8 protein-coding genes and 2 pseudogenes are annotated in these 17222 nt (G+C 32.1%); 2 read left to right on the top strand and 8 right to left on the bottom strand.

Features of this window, described 5'->3' with window-relative positions; all coding sequences use genetic code 11:
* Position 1 precedes the first annotated feature (1 nt).
* The 5 genes from PLX19_RS22440 to PLX19_RS22420 all read right to left on the bottom strand — a co-directional run bounded on the left by PLX19_RS22440 (position 2) and on the right by PLX19_RS22420 (position 9694).
* On the bottom strand, positions 2 to 3712 hold the full coding sequence (locus tag PLX19_RS22440) for a PA14 domain-containing protein (protein ID WP_272191070.1): 3711 nt from the start codon (positions 3710 to 3712) through the stop codon (positions 2 to 4).
* Between the two features lie 421 nt (positions 3713 to 4133).
* Complete coding sequence (locus PLX19_RS22435; RefSeq protein WP_272191069.1) at positions 4134 to 4739, bottom strand: hypothetical protein; 606 nt, start codon at positions 4737 to 4739, stop codon at positions 4134 to 4136.
* A gap of 50 nt (positions 4740 to 4789) precedes the next feature.
* Positions 4790 to 5359 carry a hypothetical protein gene (locus PLX19_RS22430; protein ID WP_272191068.1) on the bottom strand — a complete coding sequence of 190 codons (570 nt, stop codon included), beginning with the start codon at positions 5357 to 5359 and terminating at the stop codon, positions 4790 to 4792.
* Between the two features lie 30 nt (positions 5360 to 5389).
* Positions 5390 to 8824: a carbohydrate binding domain-containing protein gene (locus PLX19_RS22425; protein ID WP_272191067.1), complete on the bottom strand. Its 3435-nt coding sequence runs from the start codon at positions 8822 to 8824 to the stop codon at positions 5390 to 5392.
* 249 nt (positions 8825 to 9073) lie between these two features.
* Positions 9074 to 9694, bottom strand: coding sequence for a recombinase family protein (locus tag PLX19_RS22420; protein ID WP_272191066.1), 621 nt, complete (start codon positions 9692 to 9694; stop codon positions 9074 to 9076).
* Between the two features lie 255 nt (positions 9695 to 9949).
* On the opposite strand from PLX19_RS22420, the gene PLX19_RS22415 reads away from it, so the two are divergent.
* On the top strand, positions 9950 to 10615 hold the full coding sequence (locus PLX19_RS22415; RefSeq protein ID WP_272191065.1) for a recombinase family protein: 666 nt from the start codon (positions 9950 to 9952) through the stop codon (positions 10613 to 10615).
* Positions 10616 to 10674: 59 nt separating this feature from the next.
* On the opposite strand, the gene PLX19_RS22410 is transcribed toward PLX19_RS22415, so the two are convergent.
* From PLX19_RS22410 to PLX19_RS22400, 3 genes and pseudogenes are all read right to left on the bottom strand, one after another.
* Positions 10675 to 13452, bottom strand: coding sequence for a binary toxin-like calcium binding domain-containing protein (locus PLX19_RS22410; protein ID WP_272191064.1), 2778 nt, complete (start codon positions 13450 to 13452; stop codon positions 10675 to 10677).
* 429 nt (positions 13453 to 13881) lie between these two features.
* Positions 13882 to 14193 (bottom strand): annotated as a pseudogene (locus PLX19_RS22405) (DDE-type integrase/transposase/recombinase); the annotation flags it as partial.
* 85 nt (positions 14194 to 14278) lie between these two features.
* The gene (locus PLX19_RS22400; protein ID WP_272191063.1) at positions 14279 to 15355 is read right to left on the bottom strand and encodes an ETX/MTX2 family pore-forming toxin; all 1077 of its coding nucleotides are present in this window, start codon (positions 15353 to 15355) and stop codon (positions 14279 to 14281) included.
* A gap of 1059 nt (positions 15356 to 16414) precedes the next feature.
* Between PLX19_RS22400 and PLX19_RS22395 the strand changes: the two are divergent.
* A pseudogene (locus PLX19_RS22395) lies at positions 16415 to 17105 on the top strand (IS6 family transposase).
* Positions 17106 to 17222: the final 117 nt, after the last annotated feature.

The raw sequence follows: 17222 nt of genomic DNA, 5'->3' as shown, positions 1-17222 counted from the left end.
TTTACTTTCCTCCTTGATGTTCTTGAGCGCGCATTTTCCAATAGTTACCCCTGAAATTATTATACTGTTTAACTAATTCTTTGTCGTTTCTAAAACTTTCCCCATCTTCAATCAAACCGTGTAACGTTTTAGTATATTCATCATGTTTATTAGCAGGAATTTCAACCATTGCTCCTGGTTCGTTTTGTGTTAAATGATGTAGTTCTATCTTATGGTTATCCTTAGTAAACGGAGAACCTCCATCAAGTGCAATTTCTAAATTTGATTTCCCAGCTTTATTTACACTTGGAGGGGCTACATAACTCCAATCTATGTCTCTCAGTTGATAGACTCTTCTACTGATATCTTTTGTTTGTCCAGATACTTTAACTGTTCCAGTTACTTCATGTGCATTATATCTATAACCAAGTTTCTCTAACCATGATAAATTTATTTTTGTACTAGTAAATTTTTGACGCTTCGTTACTTTGATTATCGATCCTAAAAATGCTCCTCCAACTTTAACTTCTCCGCCACCAATAAAAGCTAACATGTTTAGAGCATAATCTGAAGATCGAAGATCTTCCTGAGTAGCTAAATTCTTACCTGATATTAATTCACCAAGGGCTATAAAATTCCCCGAGAATGGTGCACCACTTAGCAAGTTATACATAGCTTCATCACGTTGTTGTTGACGTAACTTTTCTTCAGGTGAAATCGTTGGGAAAACTTCTGAAAAATCAAAATCAAAATGAATTGTCTTTAAATCCGATGATGTTGTTGTGTTGTTAGGCGCATCCAGTCTGCCATTGATTTGTTTAACCATTCTATCGACACTATTAAGAGTTTGGTCCATGCTTTGGTTCGTTCGATTGAGTGCATCTAACATTTCTTGCATGCCTTCGTTTGATTTAGCAAGTGCTTGATTTATTCCAACTATCATTCCATTTGGACCATTTAATGCATCATTCATTATTTGCATGCCTTCATTGGCTTGAGCAATTGCTTTATTCATTCCATCCAGTGTAACAATTATCCCATTTTCCCCATTTAATGCGTCATTCATTTTCTGTATGCCCTCAGTTATTTGGGACGTTGCCTTCTCTATACCTTTTTCTAACTCTGCATTACTCTGTTTCAATTCTTTATTCATTTGTTCCAAATCTTTGATCATCTTGTCAAGTTTTGGCCAATCCATATCTATTTTTATATCCGGTATATCTTTTATATCCATTTTTATATCTGGTATATCTATTTTTATATCTGGTATATCTATTTTTATATCTGGTATTTTTATATTATTTAAGTTTTTAAATATTTGTTCAGTAATTTCATCATCGTGACCTTTGTTAACAATATTATCAATTTGTCCCAATGTAGCATATATACTTGGTTGTTGATCATATTTTGTATTTGTCGGCTCAACAGGTTCCATTGAAAAGAAGGTTAAAAATCCATATACATATCTACCGTTAAGCAAAATTTTATCAATGTCATTAACAACAGTAACAATTGTGCCCATTGGAAGCTTCCCAATTGGAGGCTTAAGAATATCATTAGATTCTTTATATTCAATATCTTTTGTTAGTTTATATTTCACACCATTTGGAGCTATCCAATGAACGCCCTTTTCACTTTTAATTTGATACCATCCACCAGGTTGTTCACCAATAATAGATGCTGTACCGGAGGATATTGCACCCTGAGGATCAGTTAAAAAATAGGTTTTGAATAAATAAACTTCTTTTTTCACTTCATAAGAAATACCTTCAGGAGCTATCCATCTATTCCCATATGGCGTTTTAATTAACTTCCACCCTTCAGGTTTTTCATCTATTAAAATAACTTTTTGTGGCATTAATCCATATTCTTCTTTATCAGAAAGAAATGATGCTTCTTTATACAAAGCTACATTTTGTTTTAAGTCATACGTAATATCTTTAGGAGCTATCCAATATTCTCCTTTATTGATTTTAATTTTAAGCCAACCATCTTGTTGGAATTCTATAGCTTTTACAATTTGTGGATTAAGAATTTCTTGAGTTTTTTTATTCAAATTAGGAGAAGAATAAAGTATTTGCTTATTTTTAATTTCATAGTTTACTCCTTCAGGAGCTATCCATCGTGTCCCCTTACTTGTTAAAATTTTCTTCCATCCGTCTGATTGTTCATCTAACACTGTTACCATTTGTGGCGAAACTGTTCCATCTTCTTGTTCTTCAAAGGAAGGTGTAAAATATTGTTTTACATTTCGTTGTAAGTTGTATTTTATACCTTCAGGAGCTATCCATTTTTCAAAAGTAGAGGTTTTAATTTTTTTCCATCCATCTGAACGCTCTTCTGTTACCACGACTGTCCGTGGATATACAATATCATTCGTTTTCTTAAGAAAAGAAGGCTCATCATATAACTTAGTAGGAGTCTGTACTACAAACTCTTTATATGAGGGACCTTGGTCTTCTTTTGGTTGCTCTTTACTTTTATAGTACTTTGTTTGTATTAACGCATTACCACTAAGTTCTAAATATTCTATTACTACTTTATGGGTACCGGCAGTCATAGGAACAGTAGCTTTACGAGTATCTCCTGCACTTCCTATCCAAGAATCAATAACCTTCACATTATCTACATATATGCGAACTCCATCATCAGTCTTCGCCTCAAACACGTAATCTCCCTGAGAAAATTCATCGTATTTTGTATAACGAGCTGAAAAGTTATCATTTGGAATATTTGTATTTGGAGATCCACCTTGCCAATCAAAGTCAATATTTTCAATCTTATTTTGAGAATTTTTATCTGCTACAACAATAGCATCACCTTTTAGATCCTTATTGTTATAGTATTCCGCAATCCAAGTGTTAGATTGTATAGCTTTGCTATACGGTTGGATATTGAACTGAACATTACTTCCTCCACCTAATTCTAAATACTGTACTTCTATCAAGTGGGTATCCTTTTCATTAGTTTTACCAATAGCTCCAGCAGCTGTATTATCTTGAATTGTAATTTTTTTAGCATGTTCTTTGTCCCATTTTCCAGTATTCCATTCATCTATGACGGGTTTTCCATCAATATATACCCGCATACCATCATCCGCTTTTCCGCGAATTATATATTCACCTGCTGGTAACCGTTTTACTGTCGTATATCGAGCTGAAAAATTATTTGTTGGTACTTTCGAAGTCGGTGATCCTTCTCCATTATTTTCTACAAATGATTTCTCATCGCCTTGTGGTGCAATCACTTTTGCATCAACAGGATATCCATCTAAATTAGTATTTGGATAATAATAAGCTAGCCAAGAATCGAACGGTACAATATCCGAAAAGATAGCTGCCTGACCAGTATTTTCATAAAAGTCAGTTTGAATTTTATGATTCCCTTGTTGTACATTGGTCACGATAGCGCGGTCAATTTGTCCACCAACGTCATACCAACGATCAATCACTTGTTTTCCGTCAAAAGAAACTTTTACACGATCATCAGCTAGTGCTTGTACAAAATAATCGCCTGCGTTTAATGTTCTTGATTGATCAAATTTAGCTGTGAAATTGTCATTTTTCACACCTGAAGGTGCTCCGTAACTCCAGTTATAATGTACTTCACCACCTTTTTGTTCATACGTATCATTAATTTCTGCATACCCATTTAAAGCTGGAAGGGTTAATGTCGTTACAAGGAACATACTGGTGCACTTTTTAACCCATCCCCATTTCCTATGTATTACCATTTCGTTACTCCTTCTATTAAATTAACAAAAATACAAAATTACACTTGAAATGTAATATATTCCCGCCATTACTAATAATATGACATTTTAATGTTTTTTTATATGGATTTTAGGTTGAATAAACGAATAATCTTTGAAAACATTTTTTTATTTCATTAGCTGGTTTATGTAGTATGTATTATGTTGTAACTTTGAAATAGCAAACATTCCATACTCATAACTTAAAAGTTTTGAATCTGTTTTTGAAGTGTTGTAATATCTGTATACAAATGGGTGTCATAACTTAGAGTCTAAAGTTATCTAAAAAAAGGAGCAATTAGTTCTTAATTATTGGTTTTATAACATAAAATTCCCCCTCATTATGTAAATGAGGGGGAATTAATTTTAGAAGCAATTAAACAAATTTTAATTCCATTGAAGATCAATTAATTTCATTGATTATTTTTCCATTTTTATCAATTTTCAATTCCCATACTTCTTCAGAACTTCCCTTATCCGTTTTTAATTTGAATTTCACCGCATATACATCATAATTTTCATGACGTTGTATATTTTCTATTTTTCCATCTGTAATAAGTTTACCCTTTGTAATTGTTGTATAAATTTTTTGAGATAATTCCTGCAGTTCTTGCTGACTTAATTTACTTATATTTTTCCCTATAGCCGCTTCCGAAAAAGCTAATGGAAGCAATTTGTCTTGCGTATAGAGTTGATATAAAAAGTTTTTTACAGCCTCATCGTTTGAATCTTCTATTGATTTTTTTCTGTTTTCTTTTTCCTCTAATGTATATGCTTGTTGTTCTACAGGAGTGTCTACAGATTCCTCAGTTGAATTACTAGTAGTGCCTTTCTTATTTTCTGAATTTAGATGTTCTTCTTTTTGTTTTTCTGAGGAGCTTTGCTTAGATTCAGCATATACTTCATTACTCTTCTTTTTTTCAACACCTGTACTATAAATTAAGTAACCAGTACCTAAAAGTATACTCATGGATAATATACTTAATATCATTAAAGTTTTTCTTTTCATCATTTGTCACCTTCTACTTGAAAAATACCTCATTAATGGTGTTGTTGAGATTAAGCAAATCTAAATTCTGCGAGATCTATAAATCTAACGTTTTTAAATTTATGATTTTCAATAATTTCTTTCACTTTTTCTGTCACAATAATGACCCTAGGCCAGTTTTTGAAGAAAAACATGTCTGAACCATCCCATTCTTTTGTATTTACACTTAAGCCTTCTATAGTACGTGTATTCTCTAAAATTTTTCCACAATGCTGACATTTTTTTATTTGCTCTCCATTACTGTGACATATATATCCCCCATCACCATGAACAGCCAATTCTTTTAATGTTTTTACATGATCCAAAGGCAATTTCATAAATGGTATTGCTTCCTCTTCTAAAATAAAGGGCTCAAGAGAAAATCCTGTTATATTATTGTCTAATAATGCCTTCTGCATTTTATCACTGATAAATTTATATGAAGGTGTAGTGTAAAAATCTGCCATTCTTTTTCCTTGAAAATATATTCTTAATGGATGTTGTTTTACCCTCAATATTCCACCACATGTGTCACAACTTTCTTTAGCAAATGTGTTAACACCTTCTATTGGTTCTGCAAAATTAGCATAAGTTTCTCTCATGATATAAAATTTCAAATTATTCACTTCCCATCATTTTTTTGGTTTGGCTTGATATGGTTTCATTCCAGCTTCTTCTACCATAGAGTTTAACTTATCTTCTATCTGTTTTGCAGTAGCATTTTCATTCTCTGCAATCCATTCTTTCCATATCCTGTTCCAATTTTTACCTAGTGGACTTTTATTTGTATGGATACCATTAAAGGCTTTAAGTCGATGTAAACCTTCTGGTAAATCATAATAATATTTAGGGTCATTTACATCTATACCATGTTCTTTAAACCATTGTGAATGTTGCTCAGGTAGTCCATGGTGGACTTCACCTTTTGCTGCAGTACCTGTATATTTTTCAAAGATACTTCTTTGCTTATCCTTTCTTTTTGTCGCCTGAACTAACTCTTTAGCCTCTTTTACAGCACCCTTTGTTAACTTAACAGAAGTCTTTGCACCCTTACTAATAAGCTCACCAACAAACTTACCTTCTCCACCACCTACTACACTTAATACTAGCACTAAACCATCATATGTTGAGCCTTGATTATTTACTAGCCTTGATAAGGCCATTCCTTGTCCTATGACAGGATACCATTCAAAGAAAGACATCATTCTTTCGTCTAATTCAGGATCATAATACCCTGATGGGAAATTGTAATCTATATCGTTTATTTTAAATCCTGAGAAATTGTATGCGTTAAATTTAAAGTTTAAATCCATGTTATGTATTATTCTTCTAGCCTCATCCAGATGACTCGTATCTATATCTATCTTTGGAATATTTATAGTTATCTCTGGAATCTCTGGAATATTTATATTTATCTCTGGAATATCTATATTTAGATCCGAAAAGTTAAATGTAAAATCGAAATTGAGATTGGACAAATCAATAATCATTTGATCTAGAGCGTCATTCATTTCTGACATCGCTTGATTCATTTGTTGTACAGCTTCATTCATCTGATTAAAGCCTAATAACGTTTGGTTAATTATCCCGTTAGCACCATTTACAGCCTCATCGATTTGCTTTATGCCCAGATTCACTTGAATTATAGAACTATTTATTTGGTCCATAGCGCCATTCATATCATTTATGGCTTGATTCATTTTACTCATGCCTGCATTCATTTGATTTATGCCTGCATTTGCCTGATCCAAGCCAGCTTTTAAATCAGCATTTATCTTTTCTAATTCTTTAGGGAGTCGCTCTAATTCAGCCTGAGTCTGATCCCAAGATTTATCTGGGAAAAAAGGTGCCATTCCCCCATATGGTGAGTAGTCACAGACTCCCACTTGATTATTTTCAATAAGACTAAGATTATCGATCCAAACCTTTCCGTTTGCTTTATTATTTGGATAAGAGATTTGAATTATAATTTCAGCTTCTGTGATTTGTTCAGGGGTTTTAAATATCAATCTTTTATTAAACCAATCTGTGTTCGACTTTTCGGGCAAATGGGTAATTTTATAAATATAATTTTCCGAAACAGGAGCATTATTTCCGTGTAAGACAACATTCATTTTTACAACTGCATTATTTAAGTTTTCACTCTTAATCCAGCTATCAAAAACATAACTTTGGTTTGGTTTCACCTTAACGGACTGTTTTAGTACCACATTTCCATAATCATTGGTCTTAGGTTTAACATCTACTTTTAAAGATGCATTCCCCATACCTTGTGGTGCATGAATTGTTTTATCTTGAGATAAGGTACTTAAATCATTATAGGGTTCGCTTTTCCAATTATCGGTTATATTTGATTCGAAACTATTATTGGATATTAAATTTGTCCCGGTTAATTTAATATCAGAATACTTGATTTGAGAACCATTAACAGGAGTCAAATTTACAGAATCAAATAAAATGGTACCATATGAATCTGTTGTAGCAAGCAGACGAGTTGCTGACAACTTTACAAGTATTTTTTTTGTGGATAATGATGTTTTAAAAGTAAATTCTTTTTTCTCCCACTTATCTTGGGAAGTAAAATCAATTGTTTTTCTTTGCAAGGCATCGGTTACATTATTCCCATCACTATCCTTAAATTGTAAGTCAACCTGTGGTTTGATTCCTTTAGAATTAGTTGTTTTTGTCCAACCACTAAATTTGTAGGTCTTTAGTGGTTCTACAGAAATTTCTTGGTATGCATTAATATCATTCCCAAGCCACTCACCTTTACTTAATTTTAGTAATAATGAATTTCCACCTTTACTTTCAGGTGATTTTTCATTTTTACTTTGAGATATACTTCCTTTTTCATCGAATTTTAAAAACTTCCAATTTGAAACTGCACTTTCTTCTTCGAAATCGCCATCGTTTAATACATTATTTGCATTTATATTGTTATAATCTATTTTAGATAGAAGTACACTACCAACCCATATATCCCCGCTTGTTTCACCGAAGAGAGTCCAACTTGGTGTTAATACAATTTCTACATATTTAGTTGTGGGAGAGGTTTTGAAAAATAATCCGTATTTTCTCCAATCTGATATATTCTGCACTTGCTTTTCATATCTTGGATTATCATCTGAAATAGAATAATTTTGCTCGTCTTTTAAAGAAACTTCAAGAGTAGAATTAAGATTACTACCTAAACCTTTAATTAATGTATCTAAGCTATAAGATTGATTAGGTTCTACAGGAATTCTTTGGACTAATTTAGGTAAAAACTTGTCATATGACAATGAGCCTTTAGGAACCTCTATTTTATAAGATTGCTTATCATCTAAAGTAACTGTTTTCATATCAATGGAAGTTTTTCCAACAGTTCCAGAGGTGCTAGTGTCTACTTTCCAATTATTAAATTTTGCTGTTTGTCCAACGTTCTTAGGTTGTATAACTCTTAAATTAGCTGAGTCAAACCATATACTCCCCTTGGATGTTCCTAAATTCCTTCCAATTTGAATCTTAACTTCTATAAATGTTGTTGTTGGAGAAGTGGTAAAAACATTTTCGTTTTTATTCCATTTTTCTTTTGATTTAATTGGATATGTTTTTTTGTTTTGTTCGTCATTTATAACATTACTTTCATCTTTATAGAACGTTAAATCAATGTTCCCAGAGATATTTTCACCTGTCGTTTTGCTCCAAATACTCATAGAGTACGTTTGATTCGGGGATACCTTAACCTTTTGTTTATACTCTACTAATGTAGATGATCCCAAACTCCATTCATCTTTGGATACATCAACTCGAATAGAAGATACACCAGATCCTTCAGGAGGTTTTTCTTTTGTATCTTTAAAGAGTTGTGCACCTGCATTTAGAGTTTTTTCCCATATCTGTTTCTCTAGATCACTTTCAAAGTCTCCGTTACCAATAAGGTTATTATTGTTTTGTAACTCTTTACTTTGAGGAGATTCTTTTTGCGTACTGGTAGAAGCTGCATATCCGTTTAAAGGTGGAATAATTAGTGCCATTACAAAGAAAATAATAGCTAACTTTTTAAAAATGCTGTTCTTAAATAACATTGCTATCGTATTACTCCCTTCATTAAATTAATTGAAATAAAAAACATAACTTCCACATTATATAATATTTGGATAATATTTTATATAGCTTTATAAATTCATTTGAATAATATTGAATTTTTCGAAAATAAAGTTAATGAGAGACTATTAAGGGAACCGTATGGTCAATAACAAACAAAATGGAGTTTAACAAAAAGAACTTGTAGCAATCACTACAAGTTCTTTTTAAGAAAACGTTAATAAGACAAACTATTCATTTATTTTTTCCTTATATAGTTTAGCAAGCTTATAAAAAGAAGAACGTTTGATGCCATACTTTTTCATGGCCCCTACGGCTGTAATCGAACCGGATTTCCATTCCTTATAAGCTTCAATAAATTCTTCTGTTATCTCGACAGGTGGACGCCCTAAATGCTTACCTTGTTTTCTGGCAAGAGCAATCCCCTCGGCTTGACGTTGTTTAATATCAATGCGCTCTTTTTCTGCAAAGGCTGATAATATTGTAAGAGTTGCTTTTTGAATTGCGCTTTGAATGACATCATTTGTACTTTCACCAGTGTAATTGACGTTAATATAGGGTTCTTTTATAAATTGTAAATTTACTTTATGTTTTTCATAGTATCTAAATTCTTCTAATGTATCATTCATATTTCTCCCAAGCCTTGTTAAGGAATCGAACACAATCGTATCTCCTGTACGAACAAGACGCTTTAGCATTTGGTAACTCTCTCGCTCCATATTTTTTCCAGATTCTTTATCAATGAAAATATCCCGATCTTCTATCCCTAAATCCTTCATATTTTGAATTTGTCGTTCTTCGTTTTGATCTCTACTTGAAACTCGTACATAACCAAATTTTTTATGTTTCATATGCTACACCTCATTGATAATTATAACATTTATATCTATAAAGGTATATATAATATACAGATGTCTGTAAAGTGAGAAATGAACATTTGCGGACGCGGTTTTTCATAGGTTTCTATATATCTGTAAAAGTATACCTTTACAAACGTAGGAGCCCTATCTATGAAACGTTGAAACATCAAGTTTACAAAGGTGATTCGAATTATTTTATAAACGTTTATTTTTAATGAACACCTTTATAAACAAAATGGTATAATTGTGGTAACAAATGTAAGGAGAATACAAAACGTGGCAAATATTTATGGATATATACGTGTAAGTACAAAAGATCAAAATGAACAACGTCAGTTACATAAGATGATGGAACGAGGAGTGGAAGCTCGACGCATTTTTGTCGATAAAGCAAGTGGACGACATTTTGATCGCCCTCAATATCAATTATTACGAAAAATATTAAGTACAGGTGATATTGTTTACATAGATGCCTTAGATCGTATGGGCCGCAATTATGATGAGGTAATTTCAGAATGGAAGTATATAACAAGAGAATTACAAGCTGATATTGTTGTTTTAGAAAATGAAACATTGTTTGATAGCCGGAAGTTTCGTGAGATGGGGGATATGGGCAGAGTAATGGAGGATCAATTTTTATCTTTACTTTCTTATATTGCAGATCAAGAGCGTAAAAAAATTCATAAGCGACAAGCTGAAGGGATTGCCGTAGCTAAATCTCAAGGTAAGCATTTAGGGCGTCCTCCATTTAACCTTTCAACATTAAGTTCAAAGCAACTATTTATAATAGAAGAAACTTATCCAAAGTGGAAAAAAAGAGATATTACAGGTGCTAAATTTATGGAACTACTCGAACTAAGAAAAAACACTTTTTATAAAATAATGAAAGAATATGAAAATACATTAGAATAAAACCAGCGAATTTGCTGGTTTTATTCTAATGATAGTATAATTTTATGAAGTTTCTCCGATTAAGGATAAGATATTGAATATCTAATTTCAACATGCTCTTCGCTTGAATTTCCACCATCTAATTGAACTATCCCTGTATCTTCTTCAACATGTTTTGGTATATTAGGATCAGCTAGGATTTCATCGTCACCTGTATTATCATCTTCTTTTACGTCCCCATAAAAAGTGTATTTACCTGTATTAGGTGTATAAAATTCTCTTTTTATAGTTACTCCATTTTCAATTTCTCCATCGTTTGATTTGCTCCATATAGTCATTTTGGTGATATTTTCAATCAGGGTGTTTTCACTCTGGGAATAAAAATCAATCGAACCATATGGTTCAACATTATCTCCAGGATCTTCAGGTTGATAAAATGTTATAGTAGCTTCCAATATTCTACGTTCCCAATTTTGTATATCTATATTATCTTTCTCGTACCATAAAGCGACTATCGCTTTTACATTAGGATCATTTTTATAAATAGCATTTATCTGGATACGTGAACTAGCATTCACCGTTCCATGATTATATGTTGTAAAGTCTACCTTTTGTATACCATCTTCTAATGTTTCAGATCTTATGCCAGTTCCCCAGCTTGTTCCATTCACAACTACTTCATAATCACATATATATTCAGGATCAAGTTTGAAATAAACTCCAAGAATTTGCGAAGCATCTTCATTCATTTCCCAATGAGTCACATCCACTGTATGTGCTTTTTGTATCATTCTTTCAGTTATCTCACTCGTTAATGTTTTAAGCTTTGTTACTGTGACATCATCAAAATAAATATCCCCATTATTTGAATTTAAATATATTTGATCTACTGAAGTTAAATCATCCAAAACTTGAAACTCAAGTTCAATTCTCTTCCAATCTGTACTTAATTCGAAGGTACTAACTTTTTTTCTAGTGTTTTTTGAACACTGTATCCCCATTTCCACGGACGCATTTTCATTAATCGCTTTTACGTACATGCTAAGAACATATTTTCCACAGTCCACCAGCATGGATTCTAATGTTCCCATATTATTGGTTCCTTTAAAACAACTTCCTTCGATTCCCATGCCATCTTGATGAACAGCACCTGACCACGTAATTACAGTATTAGTAGAACTATTACAGTCATCCGTTATACAAGGTACTTTTATCAAAATCTTCATTCCTTGTTTTAGCAATAAATCGTACATCTCTTTTTCCGGGTTTTGTTCTAACTGAGTAATAAAATCATCTGCTGTATATTGATCGTAAACAAGTTGAACAAGCTCTTCGCCAATCGGAGTGCCTTTATACGATAACTGTCCATCCTCATTTGTAGTCAAAAATGCAATCTCTATTGCATTTCCTAAAGTAATTTCTGGTGTGAAGTCAAGATTATCATTATAATTTCTGGCAGCTATCCTTCTTTCTAAAACCTCATCTCCAGTATCTAAGATTAAACATGCTGTGGAATCCTCAATCTGTGTAAAATATCCCACCCAAGAATCACCTGAATCAGCCACATTTCCGCTTATTTGAATTGTTTCAATATCCATTCGTTCTCCACCTTGAAGTCTCTGCAAACTATCATAGTGAATCATAAATTCTTTATTCGAATCAATGTCAGTTAACGCCATTGCATTTTGTCCATCTGCTGGATAAGTTGCTCCTGGTATAAGTGAATTTCCGATATTATTAGGAGGCGCTGTTATTGTTATGATGGTATCATCACCAATAATAAAATTATTTGTTGGTTGAACTTGATAAATGGGAGCTGTTCCAGTATTAAAATATCGTATATTTGCATTTAAATAGGCAGCTTGTCCTGTATTAATATGAAGTTGTGTCCCGTTACTTTCCTCATATGTGTGTGTAGTTGATGAGGTATTTGAAAAACCTAACGAAATATGTCCAGCAGGTTTCTTTCCTTCTACTCCGCCTCCAATTTCTATACCCTGTGTAGTTGACTCAGTCTTACTAGAAGAAATCGTATTTTGCTGTGAGTTCGTGAAATCAATATTATCAGATACAAGTAACTTCTCCATACTTACTCCAACTTTTGGATAAGCTGCTACTAATGGATTTCTTGCTTCTAGAGAAACCGCACGATCTATATTCCCCATCACTTTTTCTAAATCTGTATAAGGATCTCCAACCGTACTCGCTTTTTTAGGATTGGAAACATATTTTATATACGTACCTTCATATGAAGAATCCCATTGTATGAGATTTGTACCATCAAAAGTATAACCATTCTCTTCCCATTCATCTGGAATTCCATCATTATCAGTATCAGTCATTTCTTTCGTTACATCTCCAAATAAACTCATTTCAGGGTAGAATAGAGTATCTTTAAAATTTGGAAGTAACAAGCACTTTTGAGGAATGATTTCTTTCTTATTAGAATAGCACCAAAATAATTGATGACTTGCTAAATCGTTATTTATTCCCCTAACCTGACATTCAATTCGAACTTGATATATTTTTCCTTTTTCTAATTTGACTGTTTTTCCTGTTACGATAATATTATTATCAATTTGAATTAAAACCTCACCGTTCAACAGGGTTGAAAAAACATATTCATCTGTTTTTTCTGGTTTAAGATATCCTAACCATCTAGCGGATTTAATTTTTTTCTCTTCAATATTAAATAGCGAGAACAAATTCTTTTTCTTTAAAGATAAATTGCTATTTCTTTTTTGGGTAATTAATAAAAGATCATTGAAATTCTCCCCTGAAAAATAAAAACCGAGTAAACCATTACTGAATAAATTATCTGTATCAGTTTTTTCTACCAGTTGTATTTTATCTTTCATTTCCCATCCCTCTATTCCAATAATTTTCAAATAAAGTAATACATTTCCATATTACCATACTATCTAAATAAAAACATTGAATAAGTTGAAAATTCAAAAAAGAGGTTGGATAAATTATATTTTTCTAAATATCAACTTTCCAGTATTAAATAGAACATTACTTAATTAGGAAAATAGACTTAACGTACACCAAACACCTTAAAATGGATCCAAATTGTGTCTAAACGTACAATTTTCTTTTTTTGATATGGTGAGGCCTACTAAGCGATTTGTATCAAAACCATTTAAGAGCATTTTTGTTACAAAGGAATCCAAGCTATTTATTGTCTTTTTATAGCTTAGAAAACCCTTAACGTACGAAAATCAAAGATTTAACTTCCAAAAAAATGTCTTAACGTGGGTTTTATGTCATTTGATTGGCGGGACCCCTACATGTTTATGGTCCTGTTCTATGAGATCATTCAAATACTTGATTGTACAATGAGTTGTATGTTTATAAAAGCCTTGTTCCTTTAATTTTTTGAATGCACAAAGTAATGCTGGTGCTTTATCTGTTATTAGAACCGTTGGTTGTTCTCCAAATGTTTTCACTAATCTTTTCATAAAGGCATATGCAGCCTGATAATCCCGTTTTTTACGAAGTTGAATATCCAATGTGTACCCTTCTTTATCAATTGCACGATACAGGTAACACCATTTTCCTTTGACTTTTACACGTATCTCGGCTGTACCCCAAATATAGCATACATAGAATAAGGGAATGCAGTATAGATCAGTCTACAAGCATTCCCTTGGTAAGTACTATGTTATGAAATTTTACTGTCTCTTATTTTGATAAAGTTCCATCTTGTACTTTTTCTTTATACTCTTTATATGACATTTTTTGTGGTGTTTGACTTCTATCTTTTGGAGTAAATTTAACTTGAATAGCTGAATAATAACCACCTTCTCCGCTATAGTTAAAGGTTGCATTATTAATTAGTAACTTTTTATTCACGTCATCGAGTTTTAAATATGGTGGTATTCCTGGAACAACTCCATTATTTTTGAAAATATTATAGATATCTTCTGAAGTTAATGTAACTGTTTCGGTATGCACTACCTTATTAAGATTACCCTTCTTCACGATAGGCATAGTCAGTGTTAAACCACCTGTTACATATGCATCAGTTTGGAATGATCCAGAGAATTTTGCTTTTTTTGTTGTACCGTAATAAGTTGTTGTTCCACCAGGAGCAGCAACCACTGATTGTGACTTGTACGTAACTGTTTTTTCATGACTTGAAGTGTTTGTATCAGTATGTGAATAATTAAATTCAGTATTAAGTTTGATGGACTGTGAAACTTCACCTAAATCAAATGGAATACTCACCTTCCATGTAGTCGCTGACTCGAGCCCTATTTTAAATCCTTCTTGATTTGTGTAAGTGTTCGTTTCTACATATTTCTCTGTTACTTCCGGTGTAACGGCTGTTTGTTTTTCAATCCCATCATCATTATTAATCGTTATTAAATTCGTAATGCCTAAATCTTCATAACTATCTATATATGGTGTAACCTCAAAATGAGTTCCATTTGCTGCCACTGTAAATCCAGTTACTTGCTTAGATAATTGGTATGGCGCTAAATAAGATAAACCAGTCCACTGTATTTCTTCATCGTCCGCTATTTTAAATTTCTTACGTAATTCAGGAGTATTCTCTATACCATAACGTGTTCTAGAAAGAAAAGCTCTTTCCATATTTTCTTTCGTATAAGTAGTACCCTCTCTATACGTATTCGGATCATAACTAGATGATGCTGCATGAGCCGGTGTACTTGGTAAAGTCACAATCCCCGTACCTAACATACATGCAAGTGGCGCAACTACTAATAATTTTTTGAGTTTTTGACCTTTTTTCATTTTTCTCTCTCCTAACTTTACAAAATCTAGGTTTCTAGTAATTTCTCTACAAAATAGAAATTACAAAATATGGCATTTCTTTTAAGGTTGCAGGTGTTACTTTCATACCCTTATCAACTTTTCGTTTTAGCGTTTCCCTTCTTTCTAATGTTAAATATCTAAAATCCATATCAATGTATATAAGTTGAATTTATTTTTTACCCTTTCAAATTCAGTAGCAAACTCATCATCCAAATTGCTTTTATAGGGCAATATATTTTAAGGAATTTGGTGATAAGAGAGAGGTGTAAGAAAATGTTTAATTCAACTTATATATAAGAAGATTATTAGTTTTTTTGTTCTAAAACTTCTAAATCGTATTCCTCTTATTAATCGATATGAAGATTTAATAAAGTATAAGTATCTTTGAATCCATTAAAACACCACTTTCATAACAAGTAAACAGCAAAAAATACATTTAAAAATTGTATAATTAAGTTTTTTTATATGCAATTCATAAGAATTATCTCAAAAAAATATTATTTATTTTTGATTCTTACAAGGCAAAATAATCCCATCCTCGTCCCCCTAAAGTTTTTATAAATACATTCTTATTTTTTTTATGTTAAACCCAAAATAAACTTAATTTAGACGAACTGATATCCATAAAATATAGATATCATTCGTTTATTCACCTGATTTTCTCTACAAAAAATTCTAAAATATATTTAATTTAGTGTGATTTATTATTTAAATAAAAATAAAAACTTTCTTTATATAATAAATATTTTCAATTATTTTACATTTATTTTTTAGGTATGTAAAATTACATATCGCGATATATAATTTTACATATTTTTTGTTGATTTTTATCTTAACAGATCACCTGCTAAAGCAGGTAGATTTTTACATAAATGTCCACGACTAAAGTCGTTCTTGGGTGTTTTTTCCCAAATCCCCGAAATGGGGGAATTAGCTTAATTGGGGTGGTTCTGGTGCAAAAAAACGAAGCCGCTTGCAAGTAATCTCCTAAAATTGGACATACTGATACTATTATTCTAAAAAAGGTGTGTGATCAGTATGAAAAAGGAAAATTTGTTCAAATGGAAGCACTATCAACCTGATATTATCTTATTAACGGTACAGCCTAAGTTTTCGTGATTTGGTGGAAATGATGGAGGAAAGAGGATTATTCATTGCTCACACAACGATTATGCGATGGGTTCATCAATATGGACCTCAATTAGAAGAGAAAGTACGACATCATCTGAAATCAACAAATGACTCATGGAGAGTCGATGAAACATATATTAAAGTAAAAGGGCAATGGATGTATTTATATCATGCCGTTGATTCAGAAGGTAATACGATTGATTTTCACTTAAGTAAAACTAGAGACCACAAGGCTGCAAAGCGCTTTTTTAAAAAGGCTTTGCGGTCTTTTCATATTTCAAAGCCCCGTGTGATCACAGTAGACAAGAACCCAGCCTATCCTATGGCCATTGCTGAGTTAAAAAAAGAGAAAAAGATGCCTGTAGGCATCCAAATAAGACAGATAAAATATCTAAATAACATTGTAGAACAAGATCATCGTTTTATTAAGAAACGTGTTCGTTCTATGTTGGGGTTCAAATCATTTAAAATAGCAATCTCTATATTGAGTGGTGTTGAAGCTATGCATATGATGAAAAAAAGACAACTTCACCGGCAGGTGAAGTCTGTACAAAACGAGGTGAAGTTCATACATAAGTTGTTTGGAATTACATCATAATTTGTAATTAAACAGACTGTGTAGGCTCTATGTCTCTATTAAATGATTTTTGCACCAGAACCTTAGAAAGTACTTTCCTTCATAAGAGAATACTAAGTATTAATATTGATATTTGAA

Origin of the sequence: Bacillus sp. BP-3 (assembly GCF_028401955.1) — a bacterium.
Classification (GTDB): Bacteria; Bacillota; Bacilli; order Bacillales; family Bacillaceae_G; genus Bacillus_A.
The sequence above is the reverse complement of the archived record's forward strand: the minus strand, read 5'-3'. Positions and strand labels throughout refer to the sequence as shown.